General features: G+C 62.3%; 13 protein-coding genes. 4 read left to right on the top strand and 9 right to left on the bottom strand.

Annotated features, from left to right (window positions below; translation table 11 throughout):
• Window positions 1–2 precede the first annotated feature (2 nt).
• The gene (locus tag LB513_RS02610) at window positions 3–1,829 is read left to right on the top strand and encodes an alanine racemase (RefSeq protein ID WP_224661876.1); all 1,827 of its coding nucleotides are present in this window, start codon (window positions 3–5) and stop codon (window positions 1,827–1,829) included.
• Here LB513_RS02610 and LB513_RS02605 read toward each other — a convergent pair whose 3' ends face one another.
• The 6 genes from LB513_RS02605 to LB513_RS02580 form a co-directional block, all read right to left on the bottom strand.
• On the bottom strand, window positions 1,830–3,206 hold the full coding sequence (locus tag LB513_RS02605) for an FGGY-family carbohydrate kinase (RefSeq protein ID WP_224661875.1): 1,377 nt from the start codon (window positions 3,204–3,206) through the stop codon (window positions 1,830–1,832).
• A 57-nt stretch (window positions 3,207–3,263) separates the two neighbouring features.
• Window positions 3,264–4,259, bottom strand: a complete 996-nt coding sequence (locus LB513_RS02600) for an ABC transporter permease (protein WP_224661874.1) — start codon at window positions 4,257–4,259, stop codon at window positions 3,264–3,266.
• Window positions 4,256–5,233 carry an ABC transporter permease gene (locus LB513_RS02595; RefSeq protein WP_224661873.1) on the bottom strand — a complete coding sequence of 326 codons (978 nt, stop codon included), beginning with the start codon at window positions 5,231–5,233 and terminating at the stop codon, window positions 4,256–4,258. The genes LB513_RS02600 and LB513_RS02595 overlap by 4 nt, the downstream gene beginning before the upstream one ends.
• A complete protein-coding gene (locus LB513_RS02590) occupies window positions 5,230–6,786 on the bottom strand; it encodes a sugar ABC transporter ATP-binding protein (RefSeq protein ID WP_224661872.1) in 1,557 nt (518 codons plus the stop codon). The genes LB513_RS02595 and LB513_RS02590 overlap by 4 nt, the downstream gene beginning before the upstream one ends.
• A 255-nt stretch (window positions 6,787–7,041) precedes the next feature.
• The gene (rhaS, locus tag LB513_RS02585; protein WP_224661871.1) at window positions 7,042–8,040 is read right to left on the bottom strand and encodes a rhamnose ABC transporter substrate-binding protein; all 999 of its coding nucleotides are present in this window, start codon (window positions 8,038–8,040) and stop codon (window positions 7,042–7,044) included.
• Window positions 8,041–8,094: 54 nt separating this feature from the next.
• Window positions 8,095–8,904, bottom strand: a complete 810-nt coding sequence (locus LB513_RS02580) for a DeoR/GlpR family DNA-binding transcription regulator (RefSeq protein ID WP_224661870.1) — start codon at window positions 8,902–8,904, stop codon at window positions 8,095–8,097.
• Window positions 8,905–9,087: 183 nt separating this feature from the next.
• Here LB513_RS02580 and LB513_RS02575 point away from each other — a divergent pair, with 183 nt between their 5' ends.
• From LB513_RS02575 to ggt, 3 genes are all read left to right on the top strand, one after another.
• Window positions 9,088–11,190 carry a bifunctional rhamnulose-1-phosphate aldolase/short-chain dehydrogenase gene (locus LB513_RS02575; protein WP_224661869.1) on the top strand — a complete coding sequence of 701 codons (2,103 nt, stop codon included), beginning with the start codon at window positions 9,088–9,090 and terminating at the stop codon, window positions 11,188–11,190.
• Window positions 11,191–11,363: 173 nt separating this feature from the next.
• The gene (rhaI, locus tag LB513_RS02570) at window positions 11,364–12,644 is read left to right on the top strand and encodes an L-rhamnose catabolism isomerase (RefSeq protein ID WP_224661936.1); all 1,281 of its coding nucleotides are present in this window, start codon (window positions 11,364–11,366) and stop codon (window positions 12,642–12,644) included.
• Window positions 12,645–12,845: 201 nt separating this feature from the next.
• On the top strand, window positions 12,846–14,585 hold the full coding sequence (gene ggt, locus LB513_RS02565) for a gamma-glutamyltransferase (protein ID WP_224661868.1): 1,740 nt from the start codon (window positions 12,846–12,848) through the stop codon (window positions 14,583–14,585).
• 26 nt (window positions 14,586–14,611) lie between these two features.
• Here ggt and LB513_RS02560 read toward each other — a convergent pair whose 3' ends face one another.
• The 3 genes from LB513_RS02560 to LB513_RS02550 all read right to left on the bottom strand — a co-directional run bounded on the left by LB513_RS02560 (window position 14,612) and on the right by LB513_RS02550 (window position 16,199).
• Entirely contained in the window at window positions 14,612–14,959 is a 348-nt protein-coding gene (locus LB513_RS02560) for a hypothetical protein (protein WP_224661867.1), read from the bottom strand.
• Between the two features lie 276 nt (window positions 14,960–15,235).
• Window positions 15,236–15,670, bottom strand: coding sequence for a hypothetical protein (locus LB513_RS02555; protein ID WP_224661866.1), 435 nt, complete (start codon window positions 15,668–15,670; stop codon window positions 15,236–15,238).
• Between the two features lie 235 nt (window positions 15,671–15,905).
• Window positions 15,906–16,199, bottom strand: a complete 294-nt coding sequence (locus tag LB513_RS02550) for a hypothetical protein (protein WP_224661865.1) — start codon at window positions 16,197–16,199, stop codon at window positions 15,906–15,908.
• Window positions 16,200–16,410: the final 211 nt, after the last annotated feature.

Here is a 16,410-nt window from a genome sequence, read left to right as displayed (position 1 = left end):
GGATGTCGGGACCGCAAGTCGCCATTGACCTTGGCCGTATCGAGCGCAACGCCCGCACCATCGTCGACCGTTGCGCTCAGTCCGGCATCAAGGTGTTCGGCGTCACCAAGGGCACCTGTGGCATGCCGCAGGTGGCGCGCGCCATGCTGCGCGGCGGAGTCGCCGGCATCGCTGAGTCTCGCTTCGAGAACATCCGTCGGCTGCGCGAAAGCGGCATCAACGCGCGCATCATGCTCTTGCGCAGCCCACCGATGGCGCGCGTCGAGGAGGTGGTGCGCACCGTCGACATCAGCCTGCAGTCGGAACTTGCCACCATCCGCGAGATCGCGCGCATTGCCGAGCGCATGGGCCGCGTCCATGACATCATGCTGATGATCGACCTGGGCGATCTGCGCGAAGGCATCTGGCCGTCCGACCTGATCCCGACCGTCGAGCAGATCCTCGAGTTCAAGGGCGTGCGCATCGCGGGCATCGGTACCAATCTCGGCTGCTTCGGCGCCATCATGCCGACGGAGGAAAATCTCGGCCAACTGGTCGCCCACGCCTACAAGGCCGAGCGACTGTCGGGCAAAAGTCTCGATTGGATTTCCGGGGGAGCCTCTTCGTCACTGCCCCTGCTGCTCGAAGGCAGATTGCCCGCCGGCATCAACAATCTGCGCGTCGGCGAGGCAATCCTGCAAGGCGGCGTCGAGACCTTCCGCGATGGGCCATGGGCCGAGCTCGAAACCGATGCCTGCCGGCTGACCAGCGACATCATCGAGGTCAAGCTCAAGCCGTCACGGCCGATCGGCCAATCCGGTTACGACGCCTTCGGCAATCAGCCGGTCTTTTCCGACGATGGCGACAGGCTGCGCGCCATCGCCAATATCGGCAGGGAGGACGTGCTGGTCGAGGGTCTGACGCCGATCGCCAAAGGGATAAGGGTGCTCGGCGCCTCCAGCGACCATTTGATGCTGGACGTACAGGATGCCGACCCGCCGCCGGCTGTCGGCGACCGCGTCGCCTTCCGCATGAGCTATGGCGCCATGCTGTTGGCGATGACGTCGGAATATGTCGAGAAGGCGCCTATGCACGACGTCGCCGACTTTTCCGGGCGCAGGATGGTCTCGATCTCGGCCGACCGCGAGGCTGCCGGCATTCTTGCGCGGGAAGCCACCGGCGCGCGGCTCGAGGCGATGAATTTCGACGTCGTCGAACTGGCCGACATGGATCGGCCGCCCTCGGGCTTGATCCGTTTGACGGTCGGCGCTGACCGTCGCATCGCACACAAGGCGCTGACGGCGATGGCGCGGGCTAAGCATTCCTTCGGTTTGATCTGGATCGATTCCATCGCCGCCCTGATGCCGGAAGACGAAGAAGGAATCGATCTGCCGGAAGCGTCGGTTCTGGCGCGGACACTCGGGCTCGATCACAAGGCCGGGGCGCTGCAGCCGCAGCTGTCGCCGGAGAATGTCGTCATCGTCGGTCTGCGCCATACCGATCCGGCGGAGGTGAGGGTGCTGAAGGACTCGCGCGTCTCGGCCTTCACCATGACCGATGTCGACGCCATGGGCATGCGCGACCTGATGCACGAGGCGATCCGCATCGCTGCTTCCGGGACCCAGGGCTTCCATGTCAGCTACTCGCCGACCGCAACCGAGTTCGCCGGCTGGGGCGCTGGGTCGGGTGGATTGACCGTGCGCGAAACGCATCAGGCGATGGAGGCCATTGCGCTTTCGGGCGGGCTGCTGTCGATGGATGTTTCAGGCATTACAGCCGATCTGGAGCCAAGGATTACCACGGATAGTGTGAACTTCGTCATGTCGGCCTTCGGCAAGCGGATTCTCTGATCAGCGCCGTGCTTCGACAGCCTCACGCCAGCTCCTGACATAGTCCGCCCAGGCCGCGTCGGTCGGCGGCTCCAGTCTTTCCCCCTTGCCGAGCAATGTTCCTTGATCCGATGCAAGCAACGCCGCGCCGATGCTGGTGCCGGTGGCGGCCTCGGAGGCGACGACGCTGCGAGCCGTTGCCGCGGCCAGCATGGCGACGAAAAGACGATTGCGGGCAAAGGGTCCCTCGATCGTGGTCGGCCCATCGGCGCCGATCAGCTCGAGACAGCTCGCTGTCATCAGCGCCAGATAGAACGAGATGGCGGCAAAGCGCTGGCCGGCGTCGATGTCCTCGGCGTCGAGCCATGCCCTGGCTTGGTGTGGAAACGGCCCTGAGCCTTGCTGGATGGAAGGCAGCAGCAATGTCTTTCGCGCCAGCACGGCAGCGACATCCCCGTCGCTACAATCTTCCGATTGGCCTTGCGTCAGCAGGGAAAATTCGCGGCCGCCCATGAAACGGGCCGAAGGGACGGGGTCGCCCAGCGCATTGACATTGACCAGCGAGTCGCGCGCCGGATCGAGGTCGACCTGTCTGCCGCCGACCGCCATCGACACGACCCAGGTGCCGGTAGAGACGACCGAGAAGGGCGGCTTGTCGGAGAGCAGATGCGGCAGCAGCGAGGCGTTTGAATCGTGCAGGCCACAGAATACCGGCGTTTGTGGATCGAGGCCGGTTCGGTCGGCGAGCGCCGGCAGGATCGATCCAAGTCGCTCCCCGGCCGGCCGCACCGGCGCCATCAGGCCGCGCCAATCCAGACGATCGACCAGCGACGAAAAATCCGCTGTCCACGGGTTCCACAGATCGGTGTGGCAGCCCAGCGACGTCATCTCGCTGGCGGCAACGCCTGTCAGACGCAGGGCCCAATATTGCGGGTACATCAGCATCCTCGCCGCCCTGGCGAACTCGGCAGGGAATTGTTTCTGCTGCCAGTAGATCTGCGCACCGAGATTGAGACCGAGTGGCAGGCGTGGCGACCCGGTCTGGTTGAAGGGCGGACGGATCGCGTCATAGTCAGACGCAAGCGCTTCGGGACCGTCGAATTCATAATCGAGTATCGGCAGCGCGAGTTCGCCGGAAGTGTCGACCAACGCTCCGGTCGCGCCATGCGTCGTGATCGAAATCGCGTCGATGCGTTGTTCGCGGCCGAGGCTCGCAAGGCTGTCGAGGATGAACGCCCACAGCGCCTCCACATCGTGGTGCGGGTAGGGCGCGCGCCGCAGCGGCGCGTTCGCCATGCGTCGCAGCGCTACCTCGCTCAGAGTGACGAGATCGACCAGCGCCACCTTGGCATTGGTCTTGCCGATATCGATGACAGCGACATGGCGGATCGCGTCCATGGACTCAAGCCGTCGTGCCGGGCGGCAGACCATACGCGAATGCGGTCTTTCTGCGCATCAGCGGCCTCCGTGCAGCCGCCGCCAAACGATCGGCAAGGCGATGACGATGATCAGCAGCAGGCCTATGAAGATCGACATGACGATGCCGGGCACGTTGAGCAGGCCGAGCCCAAAGGTCACCAATCCCATGATGAGGGCGGCAAGCACCACGCCGACAATGCTGCCGGCCCCGCCAAGAATGCTGATGCCGCCCAGCACCACCATCGTGATGACTTCCAACTCGTAGCCCTGCGCGATCGACGGGCGCGTCGAGCCTAGGCGCGAGGTGATCAGCACCGAGGCGATACCCGACATCAATCCTGTCAGGCAGAACAGGACGAACTTGATGCGGCCGACGCGCACGCCTGAAAACTGCGCCGCGACGGGATTGTTGCCGATGGCAAAGATGCGGCGGCCAAAGCTGGTCCGATGCAACAGGAACCAATAGATGACGGCCGCGATGAGGAAAAGCAGCAGTTCGAACGACACCACCCACCAGACATAGCCCTGGCCGAAGAAGGCGAAGCTGTCCGGATAACCCTTGTAGGCCTGGTCGCCGAGGATGATGAAGGCGATGCCGCGAAACAGGCTCATCGTTCCGATGGTGACGACAATGGAGGGTAGGCCAAGCCGTGTCACCAGCAGGCCGTTGAAGGCGCCGCAGCCGAGACCGACGAGGATGCCGATCAGCACCAGCAGCGGCGTATCGGCGCCGGCCTGAACCGCCATTCCCATCAGCGTCGACGCGAGCGCTATTGTTGCAGCCACCGACAGGTCGATCTCGCCCGAAATGATCAGCAACGCCATGGCGAAGGCGATCAGGCCTTTTTCGGTGAAGTTGAAGGTCAGGTCCGACAACGAATAGGGATCGAGGAAATAGGGCGAGGCCAAGCTGTTGACGACGAAGATGGCCCCGGCCACCAGCACCAGCAGTGCCTCCCAGGAGAAGATCGCCGAAGAGAGCGGCCTGTCTAGCCGGTCGGGAATATGACGAGGGGCAGGGGTGTCGGTCATGCCGCCTCTGCTTTTCTCAGGATAATGCGGCCTTGCTGGCGTTCGCCGCGTGCGTTGAGGACGACGGCGAGGATGATGGCGGCGCCCGAGATCGCCATCTGCCAGAACGGCGAGATGTTGATGACCGGCAGCGCATTGGAAATGATGCCGAGGAACAGCGCGCCGAGCACCGCGCCGCCGACCGAGCCGATGCCTCCGGCGATCGAGATGCCGCCGATGACGCAGGCGGCGATGATGTTGAGCTCATAGCCGTTGGCAACCTCAACCGAGGCGATCACGTAGCGCGAGATCCAGAGGTAGCCGGCGAGGCCGCCGACCATCCCAGAGATGCAGAAAACGATGAATTTCGTCCGGCCGACGTCGATACCGGCATAGACCGATGCGGTCGGATTGACGCCGATGGCGTAGATCGAGCGGCCGAGCGCGGTGCGCGTCATCAGCACGAAGAACAGCGCAATCACCAGGATGGCGATCCATGACAGCACCGGAATGCCAAGCAGGACCGCGCGCTGGAAGCCGATGAAATCCGGGCTCATCTTGTCGGCATTGACCCAGGCGCCGCCGGACAGGACGAAGGTGGCGCCGCGATAGATGGTCAGCGTGCCCAAGGTCACGACGATGGAGGGAATGTTCAGCCGCCACACCAAGAGGCCGTTGACAGCGCCGAGCACCAGCCCGATAGCGAGCGCGATGACGATCAGCAGCGGGATCGGGATCGCCGGATGCGCGGCGTTAAGCATTGCCACCACCATGCCGGTGAAGCAGAGATTGGACGCCATCGACAGGTCGATCGACCGCGTCAGGATCACCACCATCTGGCCCAGCGCCAGGATCATCAAGATCGAGGTGTCGTTGAAGACCTGGCGTAGATTGTTCGGGTCGGCAAAGGCTGGAAAGCGCGTCGAGATCAGGCCGATCAGCACGATGATGGCCGCAAGCAGCCAGACCTCGCGGTACTTGAGAAACGCCTTCATGCCGCGATCCCCGCAGCGGCTTTGACAAGCGTTTCGGCGTCCAGTCCGTCATTGTCGTAAACGGACGCGATCAGTCCCTCACGCATGACCATCACACGGTCGGACATGCCAAGGATTTCAGGCAGTTCCGAAGAGACCATGATCACCGACAGGCCCTGCGCCACCAGTTCGGCCATGAAGCTATGCACGGCGGCCTTGGAGCCGATATCGATGCCCTTCGTGGGTTCGTCCAGGATGATGACCTTCGGCGCCGTCGCCAGCCATTTGGCGATGACGATCTTCTGCTGGTTGCCGCCCGACAGCGTGCCGACATCCTGGCTGAGCGATGAGGCTCGGAGGTCAAGCCGCTCGGTGTAGGAGCGGGCGAGCGCGAACTCTTCCGCCAGCCGCAGCAGGCCGGATTTCGAAGTCCGATTGAGGGATGGCAGCGAAACGTTCTGGAAGATCGGCAGTCCGATCACGACGCCTTGCTTGCCGCGTTCTTCAGGCACGTAGACGATGCCGGCCTCGATCGAATCCGCGGCCGATTTCGGCGCGATCGCTTTGCCTTCCAGCATGATCGTGCCGCCAGAGATGCGTGTGATGCCCGATATTGCCTGCATCACCTCGCTGCGCCCGGCGCCGACAAGACCGTAGAAGCCGAGGATCTCGCCCTTTCGCAGCTCGAAGCTGATCCCATCGAATTCGGTCGGGTGCGACAGGCCCGAAACGGAGAGCACCGGAGCGCCGATCGCGGCCGTTCGCTGCGGGAATATGTGGTCGACCGAGCGGCCGACCATCATGCGCACGATCTGACTCTGGCCCGCATCCTTGATCAGGCCTTCGCCGACCATTTCACCATCGCGAAACACCGTGTAGCGGTCGGCGATACGGTAGATCTCGTCGAACTTGTGGCTGATGAACAGGATCGCCTTGCCCACTTCCCTGAGGAACTCGATGAGCAGGAAAAGCTCCTCGATTTCCTTCATAGAGAGCGCCGCGGTCGGTTCGTCCATGATGACGATGCGCGCGTCGATCGACATGGCGCGCGCGACGGCGACCAGATGCTTGTTGGCAATGCCAAGGTCCTTGAGCCGCGCGTCGGCGTCGATATGGCCGGCATGCATCGTGTCGAGGACTTCGCGTGCATCCTTGCGCATCGTACGCCAGTCGATAAGGCCGAAGCGAGTGCGCGGCGCGTGGCCGAGAAAGATGTTTTCGGCGACCGTCAAATCGTCGAACAGCACGGTTTCCTGATGAATGGCGGTGACGCCATGGCCGAAGGCGGCATGCGCGCTGTCTAAGGTTACCGGTTCGCCATCGATGCTGATCGTGCCCGCATCTGGCTGGTAAATCCCGGTCATGATCTTGACCAGCGTCGACTTGCCGGCGCCGTTTTCGCCGATCAGCGCGGTCACCTGGCCCGGATAGAGCGACAGGCTGACATCGTGCAAAGCGCGCACGCCGGGAAAGCTCTTGGAGATGCCTGAAAGAGTCAGGCGGGGCGCGGCCTTACCCTCTCCCTTCTGGGAAGTGTCGTGAACATCGTGAGCGGGGTGAGGGGCTGCTTGCATATCAAGTCCTGGCACAGGCGACGTTGCCACCCGTCTCGTTGGGTCTCCCACAAGGGGAGAGCCGTCGCCTATGGCGCTCCCCCTCTCCGTCTCGGCTTCGCCGAGCCACCTCTCCCCCGCTATCGCGGGGGGGCGAGGAACCCAGGCTTACACAGCCGCGGCCTTGGAGATTAGCGTTCCCTCGCCCCTGCGGAGCGGGGAGCGCTGCCTATGCCACTATCCTTGTCCGCAAGCGGGGAAGCACCGGCGCGACGATCAATAGATCTTGGAGAACTTCTCGATATTGGTCTTGTCGAACTGGAAGGGCGGAGCCATCGCGGCCGAGTTGGTGTCGTCCAGCGTCACCTTGCCGACGCGGCCGATCGACAGGGTGGCGCCGGGCTTGGCCTTTTCCTTCTTCACCGCCAGGTCATGGGCGAGGTAGACGGCGGAGTAGCCGAGATCGATCGGGTTCCACAACGCAACCGCCTGGCTGGCGCCGTTGTCGATGAATTTCTTGAACTCGGATGGCAGAGCGAGTCCGGTGACATTGACCTTGCCGATCAGCTTCTCGTCGGTGACGACCTGGGCGGCGGCGACGACACCGACGGTGGTCGGCGCGATGATCGCCTTGAGGTTGGGATAGGACTTCAAAAGGCCCTTCGCTTCGTCCGTGCTCTTGGCCGAATCGTCGTCGCCATAGACGGTGGCGACCAGTTTGATCTTGGGGAACTTCTCCGGCAGGATTTTCTTGGCCGCGTCGATCCAGGCGTTCTGGTTGGTCGCGGTCGAGGATGCCGACAGGATGGCGACGTCGCCGCCTTCCGGCAAATAGTCGGCGGCAAGCTTGATGATCGTTTCGCCGATCAGGCCGGTATCCGACGGGTTGAGGTGCAGCTCGCGGCCTTCCTTGGCGACGCCCGAATCCCAGGAGATGACGGTGATGCCGCGCTTCATGGCCTTCTTCAGCACCGGCACAAGGGCGTCGGCGTCATTGGCCGAAATGGCGATGGCGTTGACCTTCTGCGCGATCAGCGAATTGACCACCTCGATCTGCGCTTCAGCGGTTGCCTTGGTCGGGCCCGTGTAGATGATGTCGACATCTCCGAGTTCCTTGGCCGCCTCCTCGGCGCCCTTGTTGGCGGCATCGAAAAAGCCGTTGCCAAGCGACTTCACCACCAGCGCGATCTTGACGTGTTCGGCGGCATAGGCGGCATTCACGACCATGGCGGCCGAGAAGGCTGCGGTCACCATCAATTTCTTCAGAAAGCTCATCGTAGTTCCTCCCTTGATTGTTGCGTTCCATCGCCGCCGCGGGCGTGAGGTGTCTCAAGCCTGCAGTGAAGATTCTTCCTTGTCGCTTGCCGCGTTGCGGGCGACGATCAGCGTCACGCCGGCGGTCTCCAACATCTTGGCTTCGCGATCCTCGATCCCGTCATCGGTGATGACCGTCGCGATACGCGTGAGGCCACACAGGATCAGGCTCGAGCGTTTCCGAAACTTCGAGGAATCGACCAGCACCACGAGTTCGTCCGCCTGGTCGATGAGCTTCTGTTCCGCCTGGATCAGCAACGGGTCGCCTTCCATGAGGCCGAGCGGGCCTAGCCCCTGCGCGCCCATGAACATACGGCGCGCATAGAAGTTTCGCGTCACGTCATTGTCGAAGGGCGACAGGATGATGTTCTGCTCGCGATAGATCGTGCCGCCCGACAGCATCACCGTGTTCTTGGAGTGCTTGAGGAGGTGCTCAGCGATCGGGAAGGAATTGGTGAAGATCGGCATGCGGCGGCCGGTCAGGAAATGCACCATCTGGAACGTGGTCGTGCCGCCATTGATGATGATCGGCTCGCCGTCCCCGCACAAATCGACAGCCTCGCGGGCGATCGCCCGTTTCTGCGAAGCGTTCAACGTCTCGTTGACGGAGAAGGGTCGTCCCGCCAGGCCGATGAATTGCGGCGGTGAGATTGCTTCGGCGCCGCCACGTACGCGGCGCAGTCGCTTTTGCACGTGCAGGGCTGCGATGTCGCGCCGGATCGTCGCCTCGGAAGACTGCGTCAGGTCGACCATCTCCTGCACCGTCACCACAGGCTTTTCCTGGACGGCGGACAGAATGATCCTGTGGCGCTCTTTCTCGTGCATGGTTCCTCCCTGCCTGAGCATCTAGGCATCCGAAAACAGCACTGTCAATCATTTCCAATCATATAATTCCATTGTGCAGTGCAATATGATCGGTATTGATTGTTTATGATTGACAATCAGGGCCCGCGCGTAGACATTTCCGCAAAATTGGACAGCGCCTTTCTGCGTCCAAGGGAGGATAAAATGCTCGACAAGCGCTCCGGCTCGCGGCTCGCAAATCTCTGGGACGAAGCGAAAACCGCAGGGATGAGCGAGGCTGAGCTTCTGGTCTATCGCTCGAACACGCTCGGTTCCGACAAGCGCGTCACCAATTATGGCGGCGGCAATACCTCGTCCAAGATCCGGCAGACGGACCCCCTCACAGGCGAGACCGTCGAAGTGCTATGGGTCAAGGGCTCGGGCGGCGACAGCGCGTCGATCAAGCTCGACGGCTTCGCCACCCTCTACATGGATAAACTGCGCGCGCTCAAAGGGCTTTATCGCGGCGTCGAGCACGAGGATGAGATGGTCGGCTTCCTGCCGCACTGTACCTTCAACCTCAATCCGCGCGCTGCCTCGATCGACACGCCGCTGCATGCCTACGTGCCCAAGCCGCATGTCGACCACATGCATCCCGACGCCATCATCGCTGTCGCCGCCGCCAGGGATTCCAAGGCATTGACCAGGGAAATCTTCGGCGATGCCATCGGCTGGCTGCCCTGGAAACGCCCAGGGTTCGAACTTGGCCTGTTGCTGGAAAAATTCTGCCTCGAAAATCCTGCCGCCAAGGGCGTTATCCTCGAAAGCCACGGCCTGTTCACCTGGGGCGACACGCCCAAGGAATGCTATGAAACGACGATTTCGGTGATCAACCAGGCCATCGACTGGTTCGAGCGCCGCTCGGAGGGGCTCCCGATCTTCGGTGGCGAAGCGGTCAAGTCGCTCGACGCCCCGGCGCGTCGCGCCATCGCGGCGAGGTTGATGCCGAAAATCCGTGGCTTGATCTCGGACAAAAGCCACAAAACGGGTCATTTCGACGACCAGCCTGCGGTACTCGAATTCGTCAATTCGGCCGAGATGCGTTCGCTGGCCGCACTTGGCACCTCATGCCCCGACCATTTCCTGCGCACCAAGATCCGGCCGCTGGTCATCGAATTCGACCCGGCCAAGCCCGACGTCGATGCCGTCCTGGCCCGCCTCGGCGACGATATCGCGGCGTACCGGGCCGGCTACCAGGCCTATTACGATAGCTGCAAGCATCCGGACTCGCCCGCCATGCGCGATCCCAATGCCGTAGTTTATCTGATGCCCGGCGTCGGCATGTTCACCTTCGCCGGCGACAAGGCCACGGCGCGCATCTCGGGCGAATTCTACGTCAACGCCATCAATGTCATGCGCGGCGCCTCGACCGTCTCTTCCTATGTCGGCCTGCCCGCGCAGGAAGCCTTCGACATCGAATACTGGCTTCTCGAAGATCTCAAGCTGCAGCGCATGTCCAGGCCCAAGTCGCTCGCCGGCCAGATCGCCCTGGTCACTGGCGGGGCGGGCGGCATTGGCCGCGCGACGGCCAACCGCCTGCTGCGCGAGGGGGCCTGCGTGGTCCTGGCCGACATCGACCAACCGGCGCTCGCCAATGCAAGTGAGGAATTGACCAAGGCGTACGGCAAGGATTTCGTTCGCCCTGTGCTGATCGACGTCACATCGGAGGACCAGGTCATCTCGGGTTTCGCCGAGACGGCGGTCGAGTTCGGCGGCGTCGACATCCTGGTCTCCAATGCGGGTCTCGCCTCCGCCGCGCCGATCGAGGAGACGACGCTGGCCTTGTGGAACAAGAACATGGACATTCTCTCAACCGGCTATTTCCTGGTCTCGCGGGAAGCGTTCCGGCTGTTGCGGGCGCAGGGGATCGGCGGCAACGTCGTGTTCGTCGCGTCCAAGAACGGACTTGCCGCGTCGCCCAATGCCGCCGCCTACTGCACCGCCAAGGCCGCCGAGATCCATCTCGCCCGCTGCCTGGCGCTGGAGGGCGCTGAAGCGCAGATCAGGGTCAATGTCGTCAATCCAGACGCAGTCCTGCGGGGCTCCAAGATCTGGACCGGCGAGTGGAAGGAACAGCGCGCCGCCGCCTATAAGATGTCGACCGACGACCTCGAGGAACACTACCGTTCGCGCTCGATGCTGAAGCGGTCCGTGTTTCCGGAAGACATCGCCGAGGCGATCTATTTTTTCGCTTCCGACATGTCGGCCAAATCGACCGGCAACATCATCAACGTCGACGCGGGCAACGCGCAGAGCTTTACGCGGTAATCGTTTGAAGGCGACGCCGCCCCTTGCCCCGTCCCCATGAAGAACGGGGAGAGGGGCGTCAACGCCGGCGCGCTTCCCTTCTCCCCGTCACTATACGGGGAGAAGGTGCCAGCAGGCGGATGAGGGGCAGCGCCGACCGAACGCATTAGGGAGGAATAGACTTGCCCGAGACCATGATCTCCACCGACCTTGTCTACAAGGATAACTCCGCGCTCCGGCCCGACCTCGAGCGCGACTACGGCTCATTGGGCGAGCGCCTTGACCGCCGCGGCATCGCCATTGATGCCATCCGCGAAAAGGTCGAGAAATTTGCCGTAGCCATTCCCTCCTGGGGCGTCGGCACCGGCGGCACCCGCTTTGCGCGCTTTCCCGGCGCCGGCGAGCCGCGCGATATCTTCGACAAGATCGAGGACTGCGCGGTCATCCAGCAATTGACGAGGGCCACCCCGACCGTTTCGTTGCACATTCCATGGGATAAGGCGGACCCGGACCGGTTGAAGCAGGCCGCCTCGCGCTTCGGCCTCGGCTTCGATGCCATGAACTCCAACACGTTTTCGGACGCGAAGGACCAGAAGCTTTCCTACAAGTTCGGCTCTCTGTCGCATGCCGACGCCGGCACGCGCAGACAAGCAGTCGAGCACAATCTCGAATGCATCGAGATCGGCAAGACGCTGGGCTCCAAGGCCTTGACCGTATGGATAGGCGACGGGTCGAACTTCCCCGGCCAGGTCAATTTCGCGCGGGCTTTCGAGCGCTATCTCGACGCTATGAAAGAGATCTATGCCGAGCTGCCCGCCGACTGGAAATTGTTCAGCGAACACAAGATGTACGAACCGGCCTTCTATTCCACCGTCGTCCAGGATTGGGGCACCAACTACCTCATAGCCAGGGAACTCGGAGAGAAGGCGTTCTGCCTGGTCGATCTCGGTCACCATGCGCCCAACGTCAACATCGAGATGATCGTGTCGCGGCTGATCCAGTTCAAGAAACTCGGCGGCTTCCATTTCAACGATTCCAAATATGGCGACGACGACCTCGATGCCGGGTCGATCGATCCCTACCGGCTGTTCCTCGTCTTCAACGAACTGGTCGATGCCGAGCTTTCTGGCGCAGACGGCTTTGAGCCGGCCCACATGCTCGACCAGAGCCACAACGTCACCGATCCGATCGAAAGCTTGATGCTGTCGGCGCTCGAGGTTCAGCGCGCCTACGCGCAGGCGCTGCTGGTTGACCGCAAGGCGTTGGAAGGCTTCCAGGACGACAATGACGCGCTGATGGCAACGCAGACGCTGAAGGCTGCCTACCGCACCGATGTCGAGCCGATCCTCGCCATGGCGCGGCTGAGGAGCGGCGGCGCCATTGATCCCGTCCTGGCTTATCGTGCAGCCGGCTATCGGGCGAAGGTTGCGGCTGAACGGCCGGCCGTGGCTGGCGGCTCGGGCGGGATTGTTTAGCCGAGCCAGCCCTTTCATCCGGCCGCTTCGCGGCTGGCGCAACGCCTCGTCCGTTGCGGAGTGGTCGGGTTGCTCCGCGTCGCACTTCGCAATTCGATTGGCGATCCGGGTGAGGGGTCGCTTTCTCAAGCTCCTTCGATTGTTAGTGGACTCGGTCACTCCAACAGGGTCTTCTAGGCTTCCCCGCCAGGAGAACCCGCCATGCCTCTCACCCGCCGGACGCTGATCGCAGCAAGTCTTTCGATCACCTTTGTCTTGACGCCTTTGACGGGCGTCTTCGCCGCGTCGCCCGCACCGGCCAAGGGCGAAAATGGCATGGTGGTGACAGCCCAGCATCTGGCTTCCGAAGTCGGTGTCGAAGTCCTGAAGAAGGGCGGCAATGCCGTCGATGCGGCTGTTGCTGTCGGCTATGCGCTGGCCGTCGTCTATCCCAATGCCGGCAATATTGGCGGCGGCGGTTTTATGACCATCCGCTTCGCCGATGGCAAATCGACCTTTCTCGATTTCCGCGAGCGCGCCCCGCTGGCGGCGACTAAAACCATGTACCTCGACAAGGACGGCAATCCGGTGAAAGGCGCCAGCCTGGATGGATACCTCGCGGTCGGCGTGCCGGGTTCCGTGGCCGGTTTCGAAATGGCGCGCGAAAAATACGGCACGCTTTCCCGCCAGGAGCTGATGGCGCCGGCGATCGGCTATGCCAAGGACGGCTTCATCCTCAATCAGGGCGATGCCGCTTCTTTCGCCGGCAGCGCCGACCGGCTGGCGAAAGACCCGGCCGCAGCCGCCGTCTTCCTGAAGCCCGATGGCAAGCCCTACGGCATCGGCGAGCGACTCGACCAGCCCGATCTGGCTGCATCCTTGTCAGCCATTTCCGACAAGGGACCTGACGCCTTCTACAAGGGCGCCATCGCCGATGCCATCGTCAAGGCGAGCCGTGCCAAAGGTGGCATCCTGGCCAAGGCCGATTTCGAGCAATATTCGGTGCGGGAACTGAAGCCGGTCACGTGTACCTATCGCGGCTACGAGATCACCTCTTCGCCGCCGCCGAGCTCGGGCGGCGTCATCATCTGCGAAATCCTCAATGTGCTGGAGGGCTATCCGCTATCCTATCTCGGCGCCGGTTCGGCGGAGACCGTGCATGTCATGGTCGAGGCGATGCGGCATGCGTATGTCGACCGCAATACCGCGCTCGGTGATCCCGACTTCATCGACAACCCCGTCTCGAAGCTTCTGGACAAGACTTACGCCAAGGACATCCGCGACAAGATCGACCCGTTCCGGGCTGGCGTCTCGCAGGACCTGATGCCGAAGGGGTTTGGCGAGAGCAAGGAGACGACGCACTATTCGATTATCGACAAGGACGGCAACGCGGTCGCCGTCACCTATACGCTGAATGGGTCGTACGGCGCCGGTGTCGTCGCCGACGGGACGGGCATCCTGCTCAACAACGAGATGGACGATTTCACCCAGAAGCCGGGTGTGCCCAACCTCTACGGTCTGGTCCAGGGCGAAGCCAACGCCATCGCGCCAAGAAAGACGCCGCTGTCGTCGATGAGCCCGACGATCGTCGCCAAGGACGGCAAGCCATTCATGGTCATCGGCAGCCCAGGCGGCTCGCGCATCATCACCATCACTCTGGAGGCCATCGTCAACGTTATCGACCACGGCATGAACATCCAGGAGGCGATAGACGCGCCGCGCATCCATCATCAATGGTTGCCTGACACGGTCTACATCGAGCCGTTCGGACTTTCGCCGGATACCGAAAAGCTGCTCGCCGGCATGGGCTACCACCTCAATCTGAGCGAGGCGACCTGGGGCCAGGCCGCAGGCATCCTGGTCGGCGGCAAGAGCCTGGCGGAAATAGAGAAGGGCGGCGGCGCCCGCTATAACGGCGCCATCGACAGCCGCGCCGCATCCGGCGAGGCGCTTGGATACTAGGTCTGGCTCAGGACCGGATCAGCCCGTCACAGGATCAATGTGATGGTGGACGCAACGAGCATCAGGGCAGCGATGCCGACGAACAGCGCGTAGATACGCGGCCGGTCGAGCAGAAGCGCGTTTCCGGATATCCACGCCGAGGTGGCGCCGCCAAGCGCGAACAGGAAACCGTTTCGATGGCCAAAGGTCATCGACGCGGCCATCAGTCCGCCGATGATGACCGCGCCGAACACGATGATCACGGCCACGGCGTACTTTTCGAAGTCGTTGCCGCCGCCGATGCTTGGCCCGATCGCGTTCAGATTTGGCAGGTCATCCGGATCGAAAGGGTTGGTCGACCCATATTCGTCTTGACCGACAGGCTCTCGCATCATTCATTCTCCGTATGGCGGCAGCAAATCATCAAGCCTCGCCGAGCGCAACCCGATCGCGCCGCGCCAGATGTGTTCGGCCTGATCTTCAACGCCTTCCGGCGGTGGCTTGCCGAGTGCATATTCGATTCGTGTCCCAGTCGTCTTGCGAACTCAAGCCGGCCAAGCGACCGATCGATCATTTGATCATCGAACAAATTCGTGGACGAATAATGATGCCGGACGGGGATTCGGCGGGGGACGAAGTTCGGCCGCGCAATGTCGCGCGAGGCGCCTTTCCTATGTGGCCGGGCGCAACTCGAAAATGCTGGCGCCGTTCTCCCGCCCGATCTCCGTATAGCCGATGATCTGAAACCATCGGGCGACATCGGCACCCCGGAGCCAGCTGCGCGAATGGATCGGCAGGTTGCCGGCTAGCTCCTGGATGTGGCGTATATGCCGGCGGCAGAACCGCACGGTGGCGGCGCGGAAGAAATCCTCTTGCGCCGCAAACAACGTATCGGCGGCGTCGCTGTTCTCATGCCAAGCGATGATCGCCACGGCCTTGTCACCTTGGACAAGGGCGTGAGCACGGCCTTCCTTCAGGTTCATCATGAGATTGTCATAGGCGACCTTGCTGTCCTTGCCGGCCGCCACGTATTCTTCCGTCATCCGTTTGGACAGGTCGCGAAAAACGTCCTCGAGATCCCCGAGCGTTGCTGCGCGTGCTCTCATTTCTCCTCCTGCGGCCTCATTGGAAGTTTGCCCCATGATCACAGGATCACCAAGCAAATCGAATCCGGATTAGGCCAGCTAGGAGCAAACTCATTACAAGCGCCGGGTTGGCTTGACCGCTCATGGGGGACCGCCGGTCAACGCCACCCCCCTGCGTCAATCATCGATTCTGCTTGTAGGTAGATGCAAAAAGCCCGCCACCTTTCGGTAGCGGGCCCGAGATGTTCGCGAATGGTCAGTTAGCGCCGCCGAGCTGTTTCGTCATTTTGCAGAAATTATCGTGCTGCTTGGCAATCGCCTCGTCGCCGCACTCCTTCATCATGCCCGCACGGTCTTCTTCGGACATCGCCATCCATGCGGTCTTGAAGTCGGCATCGGACTTCATGGTCTTCATCCCAGCGTCGGTGAAGAACGGCGACATCTTTGCCGGGTCATCAAGGGCGGAAGTGCCGGTATTGCTCCCTGCAAGGGCAGCGCCGGTCATCATTGCAAGTGCGATCGAGCCAATGGTGAGCATCTTGATATTCATGGAAACTCCTCCGGGTTGTGAGGTCGTCAAGTATCGACCGTCCTAGAAACGCCTAACGACAGGGAAAAGTTGCCTCAAAGAGTGGCGACCGGGGAAAATGCCGCCCTCAAGGCGAGTGACAAGCGACGGTTCGTGGGTCAAAGGCCGCTGGGAGCTGTTGCTGGGAGTAGGTTTTAGTGCCTGCTTGCCCACTCTAGCCGAATAGGGCCCG

The organism is Mesorhizobium sp. ES1-1, assembly GCF_020164785.1.
Classification (GTDB): Bacteria; Pseudomonadota; Alphaproteobacteria; order Rhizobiales; family Rhizobiaceae; genus Mesorhizobium.
Note: the sequence above shows the minus strand (reverse complement) of the source record. Positions and strands in the feature narration are given on the sequence as shown.

Excerpts from the sequence above, each read along its gene's own strand:
- LB513_RS02610 (WP_224661876.1), top strand. The coding sequence starts at position 3 with ATGTCGGGACCGCAAGTCGCCATTGACCTTGGCCGTATCGAGCGCAAC.
- LB513_RS02605 (WP_224661875.1), bottom strand. The coding sequence starts at position 3,206 with ATGGACGCGATCCGCCATGTCGCTGTCATCGATATCGGCAAGACCAAT.
- LB513_RS02600 (WP_224661874.1), bottom strand. The coding sequence starts at position 4,259 with ATGACCGACACCCCTGCCCCTCGTCATATTCCCGACCGGCTAGACAGG.
- LB513_RS02595 (WP_224661873.1), bottom strand. The coding sequence starts at position 5,233 with ATGAAGGCGTTTCTCAAGTACCGCGAGGTCTGGCTGCTTGCGGCCATC.
- LB513_RS02590 (WP_224661872.1), bottom strand. The coding sequence starts at position 6,786 with ATGCAAGCAGCCCCTCACCCCGCTCACGATGTTCACGACACTTCCCAG.
- rhaS (WP_224661871.1), bottom strand. The coding sequence starts at position 8,040 with ATGAGCTTTCTGAAGAAATTGATGGTGACCGCAGCCTTCTCGGCCGCC.
- LB513_RS02580 (WP_224661870.1), bottom strand. The coding sequence starts at position 8,904 with ATGCACGAGAAAGAGCGCCACAGGATCATTCTGTCCGCCGTCCAGGAA.
- LB513_RS02575 (WP_224661869.1), top strand. The coding sequence starts at position 9,088 with ATGCTCGACAAGCGCTCCGGCTCGCGGCTCGCAAATCTCTGGGACGAA.
- rhaI (WP_224661936.1), top strand. The coding sequence starts at position 11,364 with ATGATCTCCACCGACCTTGTCTACAAGGATAACTCCGCGCTCCGGCCC.
- ggt (WP_224661868.1), top strand. The coding sequence starts at position 12,846 with ATGCCTCTCACCCGCCGGACGCTGATCGCAGCAAGTCTTTCGATCACC.
- LB513_RS02560 (WP_224661867.1), bottom strand. The coding sequence starts at position 14,959 with ATGATGCGAGAGCCTGTCGGTCAAGACGAATATGGGTCGACCAACCCT.
- LB513_RS02555 (WP_224661866.1), bottom strand. The coding sequence starts at position 15,670 with ATGAGAGCACGCGCAGCAACGCTCGGGGATCTCGAGGACGTTTTTCGC.
- LB513_RS02550 (WP_224661865.1), bottom strand. The coding sequence starts at position 16,199 with ATGAATATCAAGATGCTCACCATTGGCTCGATCGCACTTGCAATGATG.